The organism is Pseudomonas alvandae, assembly GCF_019141525.1.
GTDB lineage: Bacteria > Pseudomonadota > Gammaproteobacteria > Pseudomonadales > Pseudomonadaceae > Aquipseudomonas > Aquipseudomonas alvandae.
Window position 1 is genome coordinate 800828 of the sequence record NZ_CP077080.1, and the last position, 17377, is coordinate 818204.

Genomic DNA, 17377 nt, shown 5'->3' on the forward strand with positions numbered 1-17377 from the left:
CAGGTCCCTTGTGGGAGCGAGCTTGCCCGCGATAGCGGTGGGTCAGGCGACATAGGTGTTGAATGGGCTGGCTCCGTCGCAAGTAAGTCGCCCCCCACAGTTGATTGGCGGTGTGTTGTAGATTAGGGCCACAGGCAACGACCTAAGCCACAGTGATTCTCGAGGCGGGGAGGCGTAGGCCTCCCCGTATCGTTTTTGGAAGCCACATGAATATTCTGATCGTTGGGCCCAGTTGGGTCGGTGACATGGTGATGGCGCAGACACTGTTCCAGTGCCTCAAGCAGCGTCACCCGCAGTGCGAAATCGACGTCCTGGCCCCGGAGTGGAGCCGGCCGATCCTTGAACGCATGCCCGAGGTGCGCAAGGCCTTGAGCTTCCCGCTCGGCCATGGCGTGCTGGAGCTGGCGACCCGCCGGCGTATCGGCAAATCCCTGGTCGGCCAGTACGACCAGGCGATCCTGCTGCCCAATTCGTTGAAATCGGCGCTGGTGCCGTTTTTTGCCGATATTCCCAAGCGCACCGGCTGGCGTGGCGAATTTCGCTACGGCCTGCTCAATGACGTGCGCGCCCTGGACAAAGACCGCTACCCGCTGATGATCGAGCGCTTCATGGCCCTGGCCTACGAGCCGGGCGCCGAGTTGCCCAAGCCGTATCCTCGGCCGAGTCTGCAGATCGACCCGGTGACGCGTGAAGCGGCCCTGGCCAAGTTCGGCCTGACCCTGGATCGCCCGGTATTGGCCCTGTGCCCTGGCGCCGAGTTCGGCGAGTCGAAGCGTTGGCCGGCGGAGCATTACGCCCAAGTCGCCGAGGCGAAGATTCGCGAAGGCTGGCAAGTCTGGCTGTTCGGTTCGAAAAACGACCACTCGGTGGGCGAAGACATCCGCTCGCGGCTGATCCCCGGCCTGCGGGAAGAGTCGGTCAATCTCAGCGGTGACACTTCCCTGGCCGAGGCCATCGACCTGCTGTCCTGCGCTGATTCGGTGGTGTCCAACGACTCCGGCCTGATGCACGTGGCCGCCGCGCTGAACCGTCCGTTGGTGGCGGTCTACGGCTCCACTTCCCCAGGCTTCACCCCGCCGTTGGCGGACAAGGTCGAAGTCGTGCGCCTGGGCATCGAATGCAGTCCATGCTTCGATCGCACCTGCCGCTTCGGTCACTACAACTGCCTGCGCCAGCTCATGCCGCCATCGGTGAATGAAGCCCTGGAGCGTTTGCAGGGCACACCCGTGGAGGTCCGGTAACTTGCGGGTATTGCTGATCAAGACTTCTTCGTTGGGGGACGTGGTCCATACGTTGCCAGCGCTGAGCGATGCGGCGCGAGCTATTCCGGGCATCAAGTTCGATTGGGTGGTGGAAGAAGGCTTCGCCGAAATTCCCACCTGGCACCCGGCCGTGGGCAAGGTCATTCCAGTGGCGATACGGCGCTGGCGCAAGAACCTCTGGCAAACCATCAAGAGTGGCGAATGGCGGCGTTTCAAGCAGAGCATGCGCGCCGACAAATACGACCTGGTGATCGATGCCCAGGGCCTGTTGAAAAGCGCCTGGCTGACTCGCTACGTCAAGGCGCCGGTCGCCGGCCTGGATAAAGACTCGGCTCGAGAACCCTTGGCGGCGCGTTTCTATTCGCGGCGCCTGGCGGTGGCCCGTGGTCAGCATGCGGTGGAGCGCGTGCGTCAGTTATTCGCCCTGGCGCTGGGCTATGACTTGCCGCAAACCCAGGGTAACTATGGCCTCGACATCGACCGCCTGGTGGAATTGCCACGGCCCTATCCCTACGTGGTATTCCTGCACGGCACGACGTGGGAGTCCAAGCACTGGCCCGAGCTTTACTGGCGCCAGCTCACCGAGCGCATGGGCCAGTTCGGCGTCGTGGTGAAACTGCCCTGGGGCAGCCCGGCCGAGAAGGCCCGGGCCGAGCGCATTGCCAATGGGCTGCGCAATGCCCTGGTATTGCCGAAGTTGAACCTCGGCGGCATGGGCAAGGTGCTCGCCGGCGCCCAGGCTTGCGTGGCGGTGGACACCGGTCTTGGCCATCTGGCCGCGGCCCTCGACGTGCCGACCATTTCTCTGCTTGGCCCGACCAATCCGGTGCTCACCGGCGCCTATGGCAAGGGCCAGATTCACCTCGCCAGTGATTTCCCTTGCGCGCCCTGCATGCAGAAGCAATGCACTTATCCACCCACCGCCGAGGATGCCCGGCGGTTCGACCTGAAACGCGAGCAGCCCCTGTGCTTCACGCGTCTGAATCCCGAGCGTGTCGCCAGCCACCTGAGCACGTTATTGGCTGAGGAGCCGCGCTGATGCAATTGGCTTTTGTCCTTTACAAATATTTCCCTTTCGGCGGCCTGCAGCGTGACTTCATGCGCATCGCCCTGGAGTGCCAGCGGCGCGGTCACCAGATCCGCGTCTACACGCTGATCTGGGAAGGCGACGTGCCGCCCGGCTTCGAAGTGCTGGTGGCGCCGGTCAAGGCGTTGTTCAATCATCGCCGCAACGAGAAACTCAGCGCGTGGATGGAAGCGGACCTGGCCAAGCGCCCGGTGGACCGCTTGATCGGCTTCAACAAGATGCCCGGCCTGGACGTGTACTACGCCGCCGATGGCTGCTTCGAAGACAAGGCGCAAAACCTGCGCAATTCGCTGTACCGGCGCTGGGGCCGCTACCGGCATTTCGCCGAGTACGAGCGGGCGGTGTTCGCCAAGGACGCCAAGACCGACGTGCTGATGATCTCCGAAGTCCAGCAACCGCTGTTCATCAAGCACTACGGCACGCCGCTGGAACGTTTTCACCTGCTGCCGCCAGGCATCGCCCAGGACCGCCGCCGGCCTGCCGACGCTGACGAAATCCGTGCCGCGTTCCGGGCCGAATTCGAGCTGGCCGACGACGACCTGTTGCTGGTGCAGATCGGTTCCGGGTTCAAGACCAAGGGCGTGGATCGCAGCCTCAAGGCCCTGGCCGCGTTGCCCGCGCAATTGAGAAAACGCACCCGACTGTTTGTAATTGGCCAGGACGACCCCAAAGTATTCCAACTGCAGAGCGCCGCGCTGGGTCTGGGTGACAACGTGCGGTTCCTCAAGGGGCGCAGTGACATCCCGCGTTTCCTGCTGGGCGCCGACCTGTTGATCCATCCGGCGTACAACGAAAACACCGGCACTGTCTTGCTTGAAGCGCTGGTGGCCGGATTGCCGGTGCTGGTCAGCGCAGTGTGTGGGTACGCCCACTACATCGCCGAGGCCGACAGTGGCCTGGTGCTGGACGAGCCGTTCGAACAAGCGCAGCTCACCGAGTACCTGGGGCGGATGTTGAGTGATGCCGATGCCCGGGCAACCTGGAGTCGCAACGGTCTGGCCTTCGCCGAGACGGCCGACCTCTACAGCATGCCGCAGCACGCGGCCGATGTGATATTGGCGGAGCACGCTTGATGAAATTGATGCTGGCCGAACCGTTCAAGAGCCTTTGGGCCGGACGCGATGCGTTCGCCGAAGTCGAAGCGCTCCAGGGCGAGGTCTACCGTGAGCTCGAAGCCCGGCGCACCCTGCGCACGGAGGTGGACGGTCGCGGCTTTTTCGTGAAGATCCACCGTGGCATTGGCTGGGGCGAGATCTTCAAGAACTTGCTGACCGCCAAGCTGCCGGTGCTCGGTGCGGGCCAGGAATGGAAGGCCATCCAGCGCCTGCAAGAAGTCGGCGTGCCGACCATGACGGCCGTCGCCTACGGCGAGAAGGGCAGCAATCCGGCGGACCAGCATTCATTTATCATCACCGAAGAGCTGGCGCCGACCATCAGCCTTGAAGATTTCAGCATCGACTGGGTCAAGCAAGCGCCGCCGCCCAAGCTCAAGCGCGCCTTGATCGCCGAAGTGGCGCGCATGACCGGCATGATGCACCGCGCCGGCGTTAACCACCGTGACTGCTATATCTGCCACTTCCTGCTGCACACCGACAAGCCGGTGACGCCCGAGGATTTCAAGCTCTCGGTGATCGACTTGCACCGCGCCCAGACCCGCCCGGCCATTACCACCCGTTGGCGTAACAAGGACCTGGCGGCCCTGTATTTCTCGGCGTTGGACATTGGCCTGACCCGCCGCGACAAACTGCGTTTCCTCAAGGGCTATTTCCAGCAGCCGCTGCGCCAGGTCCTGGCTGAAGAGGCTTCGTTGCTGGCGTGGCTCGAAGGCAAGGCCAACAAGCTGTATGACCGCAAGCAGCGGTACGGGGATGCGCTCTGATGTCGGGTTGGAACCTGGAGCCGGCCTACGCTGAACTGGCGCAGGATTTCGGCAGCCTCGATGCGGTATTTGCCCTGCAGGGAGAGCGTCTGACCCGCGATCCACTGTCGGAGGTGATCCGCATACAGCGCAACGGCGTGAACTATTACGTCAAGCGCTACGTCGGTGCCGGCAAAGGCTTGCGGCGCTACCTGGGCAAGCCCCGGGTCAAGTCCGAGTGGCAGAACCTCAAGCGATTCGCCAAGTGGGGGATTCCCACGGCCGAGATTGTTGCCTGGGGCCTTGAGCGACGTGGCGCGGCGTACGATCGCGGGGCAATGATCACCCGTGAGCTGCCTCGAACCGAAGATCTTTCAGCGCTGGCTAATCGGCGCGATCCGCGCCTGGGCGACCGCGCCTGGGTCGATGGTGTCAGCCGTCAACTGGCCGGTTATACCCGGATCATGCACGATCACCGCTTCACCCATAACGACCTGAAGTGGCGCAATCTGCTGATCGACGACCAGTCGCGGCTGTTCCTGATCGATTGCCCGAACGGCGATTTCTGGCGCGGCTTCTGGCTCAAGTACCGGATTACCAAAGACCTGGCCTGCCTTGACAAGGTTGCCAAGCGCCACCTGTCGAGCACCCAGCGCCTGCGCTTCTACCTGCAATACCGCCAGCGTGACCGGCTCGATGCGTGTGACAAAAAACGCATCCGCCATGTAGTGAGATTTTTTGAGGGACGTGAATGACTGATTTCCTGGCCGCTGAAGACCGGGCGTTGCTTGCACGTCATGGCCTGGACAGCTTCGAGGCCCTTTGGTCGCGAGAACTGGACGCCGTCGATGAGCCCAATACCGCAGGCGGCGGCTGGAGCAGTGTGTTCCGGCTGGAGCTCGAAGGGCAGGGCTATTACCTCAAGCGCCAGAGCAATTACCTGACCCGGACCTTTTCGCACCCTTTTGGCGAGCCCAGTTTTTCCAGGGAGTTTCGCAACATCAGCCGGTATCGCCAGTTGGGGATTCCGGCGTTGCAGGCGGTGTTCTATGGCCAGCGCAAGGTACATGGCGAAGTGCGAGCGGTCTTGCTGACCCGTGCCCTGGATGGCTGGGACGACCTGGACTCGCTGTTGCAGCGCTGGCCAAGCCTGACGGCAGAGCAGCGCTCCACAGTCCTCAACGCTTGCGGGCAGTTGGCGCGGCGCCTACACGGCATGCATCAGGTGCATGGCTGCTTCTATCCCAAGCACATCTTCCTGCAAGCCACTGCCGACGGTTATCAGGCGCAATTGATCGACCTCGAAAAGACTCGGCCGCTGCTGTTTGGCCAGCGTGATCGAGTCAAGGACCTGGAGCCTTTGCTGCGCCGGGCCAGGATCTGGAGCGAAGAAGATGTCCGCCAGTTGCTGTCTACGTATCTGGACCAGCCCCTTGGCGGTGCGCTGGTGGATCAGTGGATGACGCGGTTGAGCGTTCGACGCAGCCATAAGGAGGCTCGCTGATGCATTTGTCGGAATTGAAAAACGCCGGCCGCAGCCCGAACCTGCCCTTGAGCCTGGAGCTGGCCGATGCTGCCGGTCCGGCGCAATTGCAATTGCTTTCACTGTTGCGAGTGTTGCCGGGCCAACGTTACGTCGGTGCCGGTATCTGGCGTGGTCGGCCGGTGCTGGCCAAGTTGCTGGTGGGCAGCAAGGCACCCCGACACTTCCAGCGTGAACTGCAAGGCGTTCGCCTCCTGGCGGAGCAGGGGCTGACGACGCCGCTGCTGCTGGCCGATGGCTTGAAGGAAGGCGAGGGTGGCTGGCTGCTGTTCGAACTGTTGGAGGACGCCGAAAGCCTCGGTGACGCCTGGAAACAGGTCGAGCACCTGCCAATGTTGGCGGACGAGCAAACGGCAGTGTTGGCCGAGGCCCTGGGCGCGATTGCGCAACTCCACAGCAAGGGCCTGTGGCAAGAAGACTTGCATCTGGACAACCTGCTGCGCCACGGCGGCAAGCTCTATCTGATCGATGGCGCCGGTATTCGCGCCGAAACCCCGGGGCAGCCGTTGTCGCGGCAGAAGGTATTGGAGAACCTCGGGGTGTTCTTCGCCCAGCTTCCCAAATCCATCGAGCCGTTCAATGAAGAACTGCTGGTGTATTACCTGTTGGGCAACGCCGAACACGCCTTGCCCATGGAGGCGCTGCAAAAACAGATCGATAAAGTGCACACATGGCGGCTGAAAGATTTTCTCGAAAAGGTCGGGCGCGAGTGCAGCCTGTTCAGCGTTCAGCGCGGACCGTTCGGGCTGCGAGCGATCCGTCGTGATGAAGAGGCCGCGATGGTCCCGGTGCTGGAACAGGCCGATGCACTGCTCGACCGGGGCCATCTGTACAAGACGGGCGGCGCGGCCAGTGTCGGCAAGGTCGAGTCGAATGGTCGCACCCTGGTGATCAAACGCTACAACATCAAGAACTTCGCCCATTGGCTCAAGCGCTTCTGGCGTCCAAGTCGCGCCTGGCATTCCTGGCGCGAGGGGCATCGACTGGCATTCCTCGGCATCGCCACGCCCAAGCCGCTGGCGCTGCTGGAAAAGCGTTTCCTCTGGCTGCGCCGAGGGGCTTACCTGGTGACCGAGCACCTGTCGGGCCCGGACATCATCGAACGCTTCGCCCCTTACGTCGAGAGCGGCGAGGCTCCCGAGACTGAGCTGCTGGCGCTGGATCGCTTGTTCGCTGATCTGATCCGCGAGCGCATCAGTCACGGCGACTTCAAGGGGCACAACCTGTTCTGGCAAGACGATCGTTGGGCGTTGATCGACCTCGACTCGATGTGCCAACACCGCAGCCAGTCCAGCTTCGCCCAGGCCTATGCCCGGGATCGGGCGCGGTTCATGCGCAATTGGCCTGAGGGGAGTGCGTTGTATCGGGTGATTGATGGGCGGTTGCCGAAGGAAGCCGATAGCGCCCCAGCCGTCTTGTAGGAGCTGTGTAGAGGCTGTGTAGGAGCTGCCGAGTGCAACGAGGCTGCGATCTTTCCCCTAACACATGAATCCCAAGCAAAAAGATCAAAGATCAAAAGATCGCAGGCTTCGCCAGCTCCTACGGTGCCCAGCGGGAGCAAGCGCCCTCGCCACCAGTGCGCTGAGCCCGTCAGTGGTGCCAGGCCAGCGCTATAAACGCGGGCTACTCATCGCTAGAGGCTTAAGGCCGCATTTACGCTATAATCCCGCCCTTTAGCTGCCCCGCACCCCTGGGTGCGCGGCACATTCATTTTTCGCGGCGCTTGTCGCCCGTATGCAGACATAAGAGGCTAGACCCTGTGGCATTGACGATTCTTGGCCTGTCCGGCGCCCTTAGCCATGATCCTTCCGCAGCGCTGTACATTGACGGCAAGCTGATCGCGGCGGCCGAGGAAGAGCGCTTCGTACGCGATAAACATGCAAAGAACCGCATGCCCTACGAGTCGGCGAAGTTCTGTCTGGAACAGGCCGGCATCAAGCCTTCCGATGTCGATGTGGTGGCGATCCCGTTTGCCCCGATCAGTCTGTTCGGCGAAGCTCGCTGGCACTACGCCAAGCGTTACTGGTACGCACCGGACCGCGCCCTCGATGCGATCCTGATGGGCAACCGTCGCTACAAGCGCTATCGCCGCAAGATCGTCTGGTGCCTGGAGCAACTGGGCTTCGATCCGAAAAAGATCAAGATCGAGCCGGTCGAGCACCACTTGGCCCACGCCTCCAGTGCCTATCATTGCTCGGGCTTCCAGGAAAAAACCGCGATCCTGGGCATCGATGGCAAGGGCGAATACGCCACGACCTTCTTTGGCTACGGTGAAAACGGCAAGATCCACAAGATCAAGGAATTCTTCGATCCGGACTCCCTGGGTGGCCTGTACGGCGCGATCACCGAGTTCCTCGGTTTTGAAATGCTCGACGGCGAATTCAAGGTCATGGGCATGGCGCCTTATGGCGACGCCACCAAGTACGATTTCTCGCGCCTGGCTTCGTTCGAAAACGGCGAATTGGTGATCAACACCGACTACGCCAACGTGATCGGCCTGCGCCGCTATAAAGAGAAAGGCAAGGGCTTCTACTTCTCGCCGAAGCTGATCGAATGGCTCGGCCCGAAACGTGAAGGCGACATCGCCGACGAGCCGTACATTCACTACGCGGCGAGCATGCAGGCGCTGTTCGAGAAGCTCGCATTGCAGATGATCGACCACTACCTGGGCGACGTGCTCAAGGAAACCGGCAAGCTGGCCTTCGCCGGTGGCTGTGCGTTGAACGTCAAGCTGAACCAGAAAATCATCGCCCGTGATGACGTCAAGGAGCTGTTCGTGCAACCGGCTTCCGGCGACGCCGGTACGGCGGTAGGCGCGGCGGCTTATGTGTCCCATGCCCGTGGCGTGCCGGTGGAGAAGATGGAACACGTCTACCTCGGCCCGGCCTACAGCAACGAAGACGTGATCGCCGCGTGCGCCCGCCATCCGAGCAAGCCTGAGTGGCGCAAGATCGACAACACCCCCGAGCGCATTGCCAAGATCATGGTCGACGGCAACCCGGTGGCCTGGTTCCAGGGCCGCATGGAGTTTGGTCCGCGTGCCTTGGGCGGTCGTTCGATCATCGGTTGCCCGAGCGCCAGCGGCGTGGCCGATCGTATCAACGAGCAGATCAAGTTCCGCGAGCGCTGGAGGCCTTTCTGCCCGTCGATGCTCGACACCGTCGCACCGCAGATGATCAAGGTCGATCACCCGGCACCGTTCATGACCTTCACCTTCGAAGTCGCCGAAGAATGGAAGACCCGCGTGCCGGAAGTCGTCCACGAAGACGGCACCTCCCGGGCCCAGGTGCTCAAGCGCGAATACAACCCGCGCTACTACGACATGATGAAGGCCCTGGAAGTCCTGACCGGCAACGGCGTGTCGCTGAACACCTCGCTCAACCGTCGCGGCGAACCGATGATCTGCTCGCCGACCGACGCGCTGAACATGTTCTTCGGTTCGGACCTGCAGTACCTGATCATGGAAGACATTCTGGTGGTCAAAGACGGCGTGGATGTTTATGACTGAGATGTTGGTCAGTGTCATCATTCCAGCTTACAACTACGCCGAGACATTGCCGCGAGCGGTGAATTCTGTCATTGCGCAGTTGGGCGAAGCCCAGGCAGAGCTGCTGGTGATCGACGATGGCTCCACTGATGCGACGCCTCAAGTTGTAGAGCAGTTGCTGGTCGAGCATGCCGGGGCCTTTCGAGCCCTGCGCAAACCCAACGGTGGTCTGTCGTCGGTGCGGAACCGTGGGATCGAGGAAGCCCGGGGCCAGTACCTGATCTTCCTTGATGCGGATGATGAGATGGCGCCGGGCGCGCTGGCGGCTGTGGCCCGGCATGTCGCCGATAATCCCGAGAGTCGTTTGATTATTGGCGGCCACTGGTCGGTGTTCTCCGACGGTCGTCGCGTCCAGCACAGCGCCACGCCCTTGCCGGTGACGCCGCGTGAACGTGTTCGTGGCTATCTGCTGGAAAAGACGGTGTCGCTGTCCAACGGAGCCTGCGTCATGCACCGCGAGGTGTTCGGGCCAGGCAATTATCCTTTGCACCTGCGTAACGTCGAAGATATACCTGTATTTGCCCAAGTGCTGGCGCGCTTTCCATGTTCCACATTGGATCAGCCGCTCGCGCTGATCCACAAGCATGATGACAGCATGCGACATGACCTCAAGCAAAGCCTGGCTGCGGGGGTGGAGATGGTGGACGAGGTGTTTGCTCCTGCGCGGATGCCGGCGGAGTTGCAGGACCTGCGTCAGGCCTTTACCGCCCAGCGCTGCCTGTCCTTGTTCCGCGACTGCTATAGCGCTGGGGACTACGTTCGCGCAAAGGCTTTTTATGCCCGGGCCGTACGTACCAACTTTTTTTCGATCATGCGCTGGTCCTACACGCGTAAGGCCGTCCGGTTGTTGTTCAAGTGAGCGCTTCGAGTCCTGATCACGCTGCCTTCCAGGCCGACGACAGCTGGGCTCGAAAGGCTCGTGAGCTGGACCTCTATCGCTGGAAATTGTTGCGTCAGCGTCATGGTCGCCTTGGCAGTTTGTTGCGGCTGTCTCGTGATGTGATGGTCGACACGGTGGTCGGACTGCGTGCGAAGGCATGCTTGAGAGATTCGGTAGACGCCACGCCCTGTGAAGTGCTGCTGCTGCATTCGGCGCCAAAATCCATGGCGTTGCAGCGCAAGAATATCCTGATCGATGCACTGCGCAAGCGAGGATGTCGGTTGATGGAGGCTGCGCTTCGATCGCCCTCGCATGCTTGCAGAGAACGCATGCTTTTGGCTCCGCCACAGGCTGTGCCGCTACGTTATCTGGTCTATGCCGCCCACGCCCAGTGGCTGGTGACGACGTATCAACCAAAAGTGCTGATCAACGAGCGCAATGGCAGTCTCCATGCGCCGTTCCTGCGTCTTGCATTGGCTGCGCGTGGCGCCCGGTTGCTGCATCTGGCCCACGCGACGACGCTGGAATCCTCTCGTCGTCTGGGAATGAATGACTACGATTACTACGGGGTCTTTGGCCGTAGTTCATTGGTGGCGTTGCAAGAGCGGACGTTGCGGTTTGGCGAGTCGACGGTGGTGCTGCTCGGTTCGTACCTTGCCGATGAAACTTATGATTTGCCTGTTGCGGATCCAGCGATCAAGACGTTATTGATCCTGGGGGTCGGGCCGGACCGCGAGAAGGAGTCCGGTTATCAAGAAACCTATCGGCTACTGCGTGAGTGGGCTGGGCGCAATCCTCACTACCGTGTGCTGTTCAAGCGCCATCCGCGCAGCAAGGCTCAATTCTGGAGCGATGCAGCTACACGTTTCTCCAATATCGAGCTACTGGATATCAATCAATCATTGGCCCAGGCTCTGGCGCGGGCTAGCGTTGTGGTCAATATCATGTCCAATGCCGGCATAGAAGCCGGTTTGGCTGGTCGGCCGGTCATCTACGTAAATGCGGGCAGTGATGAGGATATTTTTGCTCACGCCTTGTTTTTCGGACCGCAGGTGCGTGACGAGGGGGCTTTCTCTCATCAGTTGCAAGCGCTCGAGCGCAATTATCCAGAGTCCGTGGCAAAGGCCCGAGGTTTCGCCGATTACCATTTGGTCTACGGCTCCCAAGGGCTGGCAAAAACCGTCGAGCTGATCGAAGGCTTGCTGCAAGGCGTGAATCCCGAGCGAAAGTTCGAAACCTTCAGATTGCCCGCTGCCGGTTGACATCGATTTTCGGCAAATCAGATGTTGAGCGCCGTTCTAAGCTCCAGTTCACTGCACGTCTGTTGGTGACTAAGGTAGTGCTGCAGAAACTGGTCGTCGCGCAGTAGCCATTCGCGGTCTTGGCGATAGCGCAGCATATGCTTGAAATTGCGTAGGCGCAGGCCTTTGCGCAATGGTCTGCCATAGCTGCGCAGGTCAGCTATATCAATCAAGCCCAAAGAGTTTTCCGGCGTCAGCACGACGTTCCCCAGGTGCGCCGAGCGAAAATAGATACCGCTCTGGTGCAGGCGTGCCATGAACTCACCAAGTTGTGCGCGAAGATTGCCAAGGTCGTCGCTGCCCAGCAACTGACGAAGCGTGCTGCCGGGCAGAGGGTCGTAATGGACTGCGTCACGCTCAATTGAGGGAATGCGATAGACGTGGCGAATTTGCGGACATTCGATGCCGCGCCCCTGCAAAATCTGGCAGTTGTCGGCGAAGCGCTTGGCGTAGGGCGACCACAGTGCGGAGGTCAGCAGCCGCTTGCGGCGAAACAGCTTGAACATCGAACCATCAGCCAAGCGCAGCACTTTATCCCCCTGGCGGTCAGCTTCGAGGACATCGGCACCTTCACGCAGGCTGAGGTAAACAGTATGGTCGAGCGTTTGCATCAAGGCTCCGGGGCTTGGCCCGATGGGATGGGCAGCCGCATATGTTAACGCAGTGTGCGGGCTGCAAAAACCGCTGTGGTATAGTCGCGCCAATTTTCCAAGATGCTCGCTCTGTGTAAGGGCCTGCATGGCGCCGTCTTTCTGGAAATTCCATGACAAAAACGCTGTTCATTTCCTTGGCCAAGCATCAAGGCCTCTATTTCAATCGCTTGCTCAGCGAAACCGAATTACAGGGTAAAGTCGTCACTCCCCAACAAATGCCTTGGCCAAGGTCTCTGCTGATCTCCAGGGTCGTTTCGCGCATCGATTGGTCGAGCTTGATCCAGGAAAAATGCGAGGAGCGTCGAGTCAAGAACAAGTACGACGGCCTTCTGTATCGCTTGCTGTTACGCCTCGAACTTTTTTGGATGGCACTGCGCGCCCAGGCTTTGCTTGATCAGGAACGTCCTGATGTATTGGCGTTCTGGAACGGTTCTCATCGTTATTGCCGATTGTTGGTGGCGCTCGCGCCGACGGGCTGCAGGACGTTTTTTTTCGAGAATGGTTTGTTGCCCGATACAACGACGGTGGACCCGCGTGGCGTGAACTATCTGAATGCGGTTCCGCGCGAAGCCGATTTCTACCTCAATTACCCGCATTCGGTACCAGAGGACCAGGCGCCAGCGGTGCTGATTCCCCGTGCGCCTCGTACTACCGGCCCGGCACCGATTGCGCTGCCTGGGCAGTTTATATTCATTCCGTTCCAAGATGATCGAGACAGCCAGGTTCGACTGTTCTCTCCGTGGATCAGGAATATGCGCGAGATGTTTGCGCTGGGCGAGCGCCTGGTCAAAGAGACTGGCCTGACGGTAGTTTTCAAGGAGCATCCGTCCAGCCGCGAGACGTATCCCGAGCTGCACGAGCGCTGTCATGAGCGCCTGCTCTTCGCCAATGGCAATGCCACACAGCAACTGATCGAAGCCTGCCAGTTCGTGATTACCATCAATTCGACCGTGGGGCTGGAAAGCTTGTTGTTGGGCAAGCCCGTGCTCACGCTGGGCCAGGCTTTTTTCAACATCGAGGGCCTGGTGATGCATGCCGACGACCCCGAGCGGGTGGTGGAGCTGTCTCGTGCATTTCCCAAGTGGCCGCTCGATGAGCGTTTGCGGCGCAACTTTCTCCACTACCTTTCCGAGCACTACTGTATCAAGGGTGGTTGGAAGAATGCGGATAGAGCCCAGCTTCAACGAGTTACGGATCGGATATTGAGTAAAGTTGGATGCTGAGGAATATGAAAAGATTGATCGATAAGGATGTCTTGGTGGCATGGGCATCCATTGGTTTTCTGGTTCTGCTCTGTGGGGCGTGGGTCCTGCCGAGCAATAAAATGTATCACCAGATGTTGATTGTCCTGCTGTGGCTGCCCGCCTTGCTGGCGTTGTTCCATCGGGATTTCAGGCTGCTGTTCAAGCAGCCGGAGTGGGCGCTTTTTGCATTATTCATGGCTTGGACGTTATTGGTCTTGTTGGTTGAGGGCGGTGATAGCGGTTTCGGCAAGGCGAAAGTTACGCTCTACGTGACGCTGACGCTGTTCGGCATTTTGCTGGCGGCACAGAACAGTAAATGGCGGCTCGAATCGATGTTGTTGTATGCGTCGATCCTGGGCGGTTTTTTTGCTTTGGCCTCCTGGATCTATTTCTATGAGTTTGCCGCTCAGCCTTTTAGCGCACGAGTGCTTGCCATTGGCGTATGGAACACCGCCATTCCGGCCGCGCATGCGGTGGGGGCGCTCGCAATCATTGGCATTTTTACGATGCAGACCAAACGTTTCAGTCCTTTGGCAATGATGCTGTTGGTCATTCCTTTCCTGGGATATGCGATGTTTTTGGGCTTCAATCAGACACGCGGTGTATGGGTAGGCTTGGCCGCCGGTTTGTTGGTAACAGGCGTGGCCAGGCCGTCGAGGCTGACCGGAGCGTTGATCTTTCTAGGCATTGCCGGGGTCGCATTCATCGCTGTATTCAAACCCGAGATTCTATTGCAACGCGGAATTTCCTATCGGCCACAACTGTGGGGCGCTGGTGTTCGATTGATAGTGGAGCATTGGGCGACAGGGTTGGGCTTCCATGAATATTTAATTCCAATTCCTGAAATCTCGCAGTCATTCAAGCATCCCCACAACCTTTTTCTGGATACCGGTGTACGTCTCGGTGTTCCTGGGCTGATATTGTTTTGTTCGCTCTGGCTGGCTGCTGGCTGGCGTGGTTGGGTTTCACGCGCGCAGCCGCTGGGTCAAGTGTTGCTGATACTCTGGGTTTTCTCCGGCACGTCATTGCTGACAGATGGCATTGGCCTATGGCTCAAACCTAACGCGGATTGGTTCATCACGTGGCTGCCAATTGCGTTGAGCATTGTATTGGCTGCTCGTGGTACTCCCGAAATCAGCAGTTCCACCCGGAGCATTCCTGCTGCTGGCTGACGGGGCGGCGCGGTGAAGAAGTCCCTCCGCATGTTCCGCCCTTCGTCCTGTGCGGGCCGATTTAGTCGTTGGTTCGCTGTTACAATCCGCAGCCTGTCTGTCTTTTCAAACGTGCGAGGCGCACCGAATGGCCAATTCCGACCAGCAATCGAGCATGAAGATCTACCTGCGATTGCTGAAATACGTACTCCCGTATTGGGGCGCTTTCGCTGTCAGTATCGTTGGCTTCGTGTTGTTCGCATCCAGCCAGCCGATGCTGGCGGACATGCTCAAGCATTTTCTCGATGCGCTACAAAAGCCAAATGACACCCAGTTCATGGGGGTCTCGCTGGTACTGGGTGTTCCGCTATTGATAGTGCTGATTGCGGTCTACCAGGGCGTCGGTTCATTTCTTGGCAATTACTACCTCGCCAAGGTCGCCCGGGGCGTGGTCCATGACTTGCGTTGTGCGTTGTTCGACAACCTGCTGACTTTGCCCAATCGTTATTTTGACAACCATAACTCTGGCCATCTGATTTCCCGCATTACCTACAACGTGACCATGGTCACCGGTGCCGCTACCGATGCCATCAAGGTAGTCATCCGAGAAGGCCTGACCGTGGTGTTTCTGTTCGGCTACCTGCTCTACAGCAACTGGAAAATGACTTTGGTGTTGTTGGCGATATTGCCGGTCATTGCCGTCCTGGTGAGCAGTGCCAGCAAAAAATTCCGCAAGCAAAGCAAGAAAATCCAGGTGGCGATGGGCGACGTGACACACGTGGCTTCGGAAACCATTCAAGGCTATCGGGTGGTACGCAGCTTCGGCGGCGAACACTACGAAATCGAACGGTTTCATAAGGCCAGCGCGGATAACATGAACCGCAGCCTGGGCATGACCCGTACTCAATCGATCTACACGCCGATGTTGCAGTTGGTGATCTACATCGGCATGGCGGTATTGATGTACCTGGTGCTTTACCTGCGTGGCGATGCCTCGGCGGGAGAACTGGTTGCCTACATAACTGCCGCCGGGTTGCTGCCTAAGCCTATCCGTCAATTATCGGAGGTCAGCGCCACGATTCAAAAAGGGCTGGCGGCGGCGGAGAGCATTTTCGAGCAACTCGACGAAGAACCGGAAGTCGATACGGGTACCCAGGAAATAGCCAGGATCAATGGCCGCTTGGAAGTGCGCAACCTGAGCTTCCAATACCCTGGCACGGAAAAGCTTGTGCTCGACGATGTTTCCTTTACTGCCGAAGAGGGCCAGATGGTCGCATTGGTTGGGCGCTCGGGCAGCGGCAAATCGACACTTGCCAATCTGATCCCGCGCTTCTACCACCATGACAAGGGCCAGATACTGCTGGACGGAGTGGATGTCGAGCAATACAGACTGACCAACCTGCGCCGCCATATCGCCCTGGTAAATCAACAGGTGACGCTGTTCAACGACACTGTTACCAATAATATCGCCTATGGCGACCTGGCCGGCGCACCGTTTGAAGACGTATGCAAGGCAGCTGAAGACGCTTATGCGGCCGAGTTCATCGTGCAGATGCCTCAGGGGTATGACACTTTGGTGGGTGAGAACGGAGTCTTGCTTTCGGGTGGCCAGCGCCAACGTCTGGCGATTGCCCGGGCTTTGCTCAAGAATGCTCCGCTGCTGATTCTTGATGAGGCGACGTCGGCCCTGGACACTGAGTCCGAGCGCCATATCCAGGCAGCCCTGGACCAGGTGATGAAGGGCCGTACCACCCTGGTAATTGCCCACCGGTTGTCCACCATTGAAAAGGCCGATCTTATTCTCCTGATGGATAAAGGCCGTATTGTCGAGCGAGGCACACATGCCGAGCTGTTGGCATTGAACGGCTTTTACGCACGCCTGCACGAAAAGGATTTTGTCGAGGAAACTGACGAGGCGGCGAAGGAGTCCTTCGTTTGATCCTGAGTCATTGGCGGACCTGGCGAGAAAGCGGTTGGACACCCATAGACGCTGCGGCTTACGCCCGAGCCTGGCATGAGTTCGGCGGCAGCGTGGCGACACACCCTGATGTGGTCGAACGCCTGGCCGGGTTGGTGGGTATCGCGGTGCGTTACCTTGGATGGTTTGCCAACGGCCAACTGTGTGCCGCCATGCCAACGTGGGGCCGTCATGTTGCGCTATCAAAGGATGTGCTCAAGCGTGAAGGCAAGCGGGGCATGCTCGATCTTGGCAATGCCGAGGTCATCCTGCCCATCCGTGAAGACGCCCAGATTCGCCTGCGGCACCGCATGCGCTATGTATCGGAACTCAATGCCCCACTGGTTCTCGGCCTCGCTGAGCAGTCCGAAGGCCTGGCACTGGCGCGGGAGCCTGAGGAGTACAGCAAGAAGTTCCGTTATAACCAGCGTCGTGAGCAGCGCTTGCTTGAGGATGCCGGTGGCATTATCCGGTCGATACTGGAGTTGTCCGCCAGTGAACAGGCCGCCGTTTATGCCGACTTGTTCCAGCGTCGATGGAATTTCGAGGCGCCTGGCAAGACGCATCTGGCCGAGGTGTTTAGCCTGATGCGTGAGTTCATGACCGGATCGCTGATCTACCTGAATGACGAGCCGGTGGCCATCCAGATTCTCTATAGGGTCGAGGCGCCCAAGTGGGTCAGCCTTGAATATATCAACGGCGGGGTTGACCCGCAGAGTCGCGAGTTCAGCCCTGGCAGCGTACTCAGTTACGTCAATACCCAGGCCGAGTGGGAGCATGCCCGGGCGCTTGGGAAGCCGTTGCGTTACTCGTTCGGCCGTGCCGATCGTGAATACAAGGACCGATGGTGCAAGCGGGTTCCGGTCTATCAGGTTTGACCAAAGACACAACCCA

General features: G+C 59.5%; 15 protein-coding genes. 14 read left to right on the top strand and 1 reads right to left on the bottom strand.

Going from position 1 to position 17377, the window contains the following annotated elements; all coding sequences use genetic code 11:
• Positions 1-206: 206 nt before the first annotated feature.
• From waaF to KSS97_RS03575, 10 genes are all read left to right on the top strand, one after another.
• Positions 207-1241, top strand: a complete 1035-nt coding sequence (waaF, locus tag KSS97_RS03530; RefSeq protein ID WP_030140216.1) for a lipopolysaccharide heptosyltransferase II — start codon at positions 207-209, stop codon at positions 1239-1241.
• 1 nt (position 1242) lies between these two features.
• Entirely contained in the window at positions 1243-2301 is a 1059-nt protein-coding gene (waaC, locus tag KSS97_RS03535) for a lipopolysaccharide heptosyltransferase I (RefSeq protein WP_030140215.1), read from the top strand.
• Positions 2301-3422, top strand: a complete 1122-nt coding sequence (locus KSS97_RS03540) for a glycosyltransferase family 4 protein (RefSeq protein WP_030140214.1) — start codon at positions 2301-2303, stop codon at positions 3420-3422. The genes waaC and KSS97_RS03540 overlap by 1 nt, the downstream gene beginning before the upstream one ends.
• Positions 3422-4228: a lipopolysaccharide core heptose(I) kinase RfaP gene (gene rfaP, locus KSS97_RS03545; RefSeq protein ID WP_198797236.1), complete on the top strand. Its 807-nt coding sequence runs from the start codon at positions 3422-3424 to the stop codon at positions 4226-4228. The genes KSS97_RS03540 and rfaP overlap by 1 nt, the downstream gene beginning before the upstream one ends.
• Positions 4228-4962 (top strand): lipopolysaccharide kinase InaA family protein, encoded by a 735-nt coding sequence (locus KSS97_RS03550; RefSeq protein WP_030140212.1) that lies wholly within the window; start codon positions 4228-4230, stop codon positions 4960-4962. Before rfaP ends, KSS97_RS03550 begins: the two co-directional genes overlap by 1 nt.
• Entirely contained in the window at positions 4959-5711 is a 753-nt protein-coding gene (locus KSS97_RS03555) for a lipopolysaccharide kinase InaA family protein (protein WP_217861101.1), read from the top strand. The genes KSS97_RS03550 and KSS97_RS03555 overlap by 4 nt, the downstream gene beginning before the upstream one ends.
• Positions 5711-7171, top strand: coding sequence for a lipopolysaccharide kinase InaA family protein (locus tag KSS97_RS03560; RefSeq protein ID WP_217861102.1), 1461 nt, complete (start codon positions 5711-5713; stop codon positions 7169-7171). Before KSS97_RS03555 ends, KSS97_RS03560 begins: the two co-directional genes overlap by 1 nt.
• Positions 7172-7509: 338 nt before the next feature.
• Positions 7510-9258, top strand: coding sequence for a carbamoyltransferase family protein (locus tag KSS97_RS03565; protein ID WP_030140209.1), 1749 nt, complete (start codon positions 7510-7512; stop codon positions 9256-9258).
• Positions 9251-10156: a glycosyltransferase family 2 protein gene (locus tag KSS97_RS03570; RefSeq protein WP_030140208.1), complete on the top strand. Its 906-nt coding sequence runs from the start codon at positions 9251-9253 to the stop codon at positions 10154-10156. The genes KSS97_RS03565 and KSS97_RS03570 overlap by 8 nt, the downstream gene beginning before the upstream one ends.
• Entirely contained in the window at positions 10153-11439 is a 1287-nt protein-coding gene (locus KSS97_RS03575) for a CDP-glycerol glycerophosphotransferase family protein (RefSeq protein ID WP_217861103.1), read from the top strand. The genes KSS97_RS03570 and KSS97_RS03575 overlap by 4 nt, the downstream gene beginning before the upstream one ends.
• Before the next feature lie 17 nt (positions 11440-11456).
• Here the strand turns inward: KSS97_RS03575 and KSS97_RS03580 are convergent, their stop codons facing one another.
• Complete coding sequence (locus KSS97_RS03580) at positions 11457-12089, bottom strand: phosphotransferase (protein ID WP_030140206.1); 633 nt, start codon at positions 12087-12089, stop codon at positions 11457-11459.
• Between the two features lie 152 nt (positions 12090-12241).
• Here KSS97_RS03580 and KSS97_RS03585 point away from each other — a divergent pair, with 152 nt between their 5' ends.
• The 4 genes from KSS97_RS03585 (at position 12242) to KSS97_RS03600 (ending at position 17361) form a co-directional block, all read left to right on the top strand.
• Positions 12242-13354, top strand: a complete 1113-nt coding sequence (locus KSS97_RS03585) for a capsular polysaccharide export protein, LipB/KpsS family (protein WP_198797233.1) — start codon at positions 12242-12244, stop codon at positions 13352-13354.
• Positions 13355-13359: 5 nt separating this feature from the next.
• The gene (locus tag KSS97_RS03590) at positions 13360-14547 is read left to right on the top strand and encodes an O-antigen ligase family protein (RefSeq protein ID WP_187293325.1); all 1188 of its coding nucleotides are present in this window, start codon (positions 13360-13362) and stop codon (positions 14545-14547) included.
• A 127-nt stretch (positions 14548-14674) separates the two neighbouring features.
• On the top strand, positions 14675-16465 hold the full coding sequence (gene msbA / locus KSS97_RS03595; protein WP_030140203.1) for a lipid A export permease/ATP-binding protein MsbA: 1791 nt from the start codon (positions 14675-14677) through the stop codon (positions 16463-16465).
• On the top strand, positions 16465-17361 hold the full coding sequence (locus tag KSS97_RS03600) for a GNAT family N-acetyltransferase (protein WP_030140202.1): 897 nt from the start codon (positions 16465-16467) through the stop codon (positions 17359-17361). The genes msbA and KSS97_RS03600 overlap by 1 nt, the downstream gene beginning before the upstream one ends.
• Positions 17362-17377 lie beyond the last annotated feature (16 nt).

Bases quoted from the DNA above. Each gene is read 5' to 3' on its own strand.
- waaF (WP_030140216.1), top strand. From the start codon at position 207: ATGAATATTCTGATCGTTGGGCCCAGTTGGGTCGGTGACATGGTGATG.
- KSS97_RS03540 (WP_030140214.1), top strand. From the start codon at position 2,301: ATGCAATTGGCTTTTGTCCTTTACAAATATTTCCCTTTCGGCGGCCTG.
- rfaP (WP_198797236.1), top strand. From the start codon at position 3,422: ATGAAATTGATGCTGGCCGAACCGTTCAAGAGCCTTTGGGCCGGACGC.
- KSS97_RS03550 (WP_030140212.1), top strand. From the start codon at position 4,228: ATGTCGGGTTGGAACCTGGAGCCGGCCTACGCTGAACTGGCGCAGGAT.
- KSS97_RS03555 (WP_217861101.1), top strand. From the start codon at position 4,959: ATGACTGATTTCCTGGCCGCTGAAGACCGGGCGTTGCTTGCACGTCAT.
- KSS97_RS03560 (WP_217861102.1), top strand. From the start codon at position 5,711: ATGCATTTGTCGGAATTGAAAAACGCCGGCCGCAGCCCGAACCTGCCC.
- KSS97_RS03570 (WP_030140208.1), top strand. From the start codon at position 9,251: ATGACTGAGATGTTGGTCAGTGTCATCATTCCAGCTTACAACTACGCC.
- KSS97_RS03580 (WP_030140206.1), bottom strand. From the start codon at position 12,089: ATGCAAACGCTCGACCATACTGTTTACCTCAGCCTGCGTGAAGGTGCC.
- KSS97_RS03585 (WP_198797233.1), top strand. From the start codon at position 12,242: ATGACAAAAACGCTGTTCATTTCCTTGGCCAAGCATCAAGGCCTCTAT.
- KSS97_RS03590 (WP_187293325.1), top strand. From the start codon at position 13,360: ATGAAAAGATTGATCGATAAGGATGTCTTGGTGGCATGGGCATCCATT.
- msbA (WP_030140203.1), top strand. From the start codon at position 14,675: ATGGCCAATTCCGACCAGCAATCGAGCATGAAGATCTACCTGCGATTG.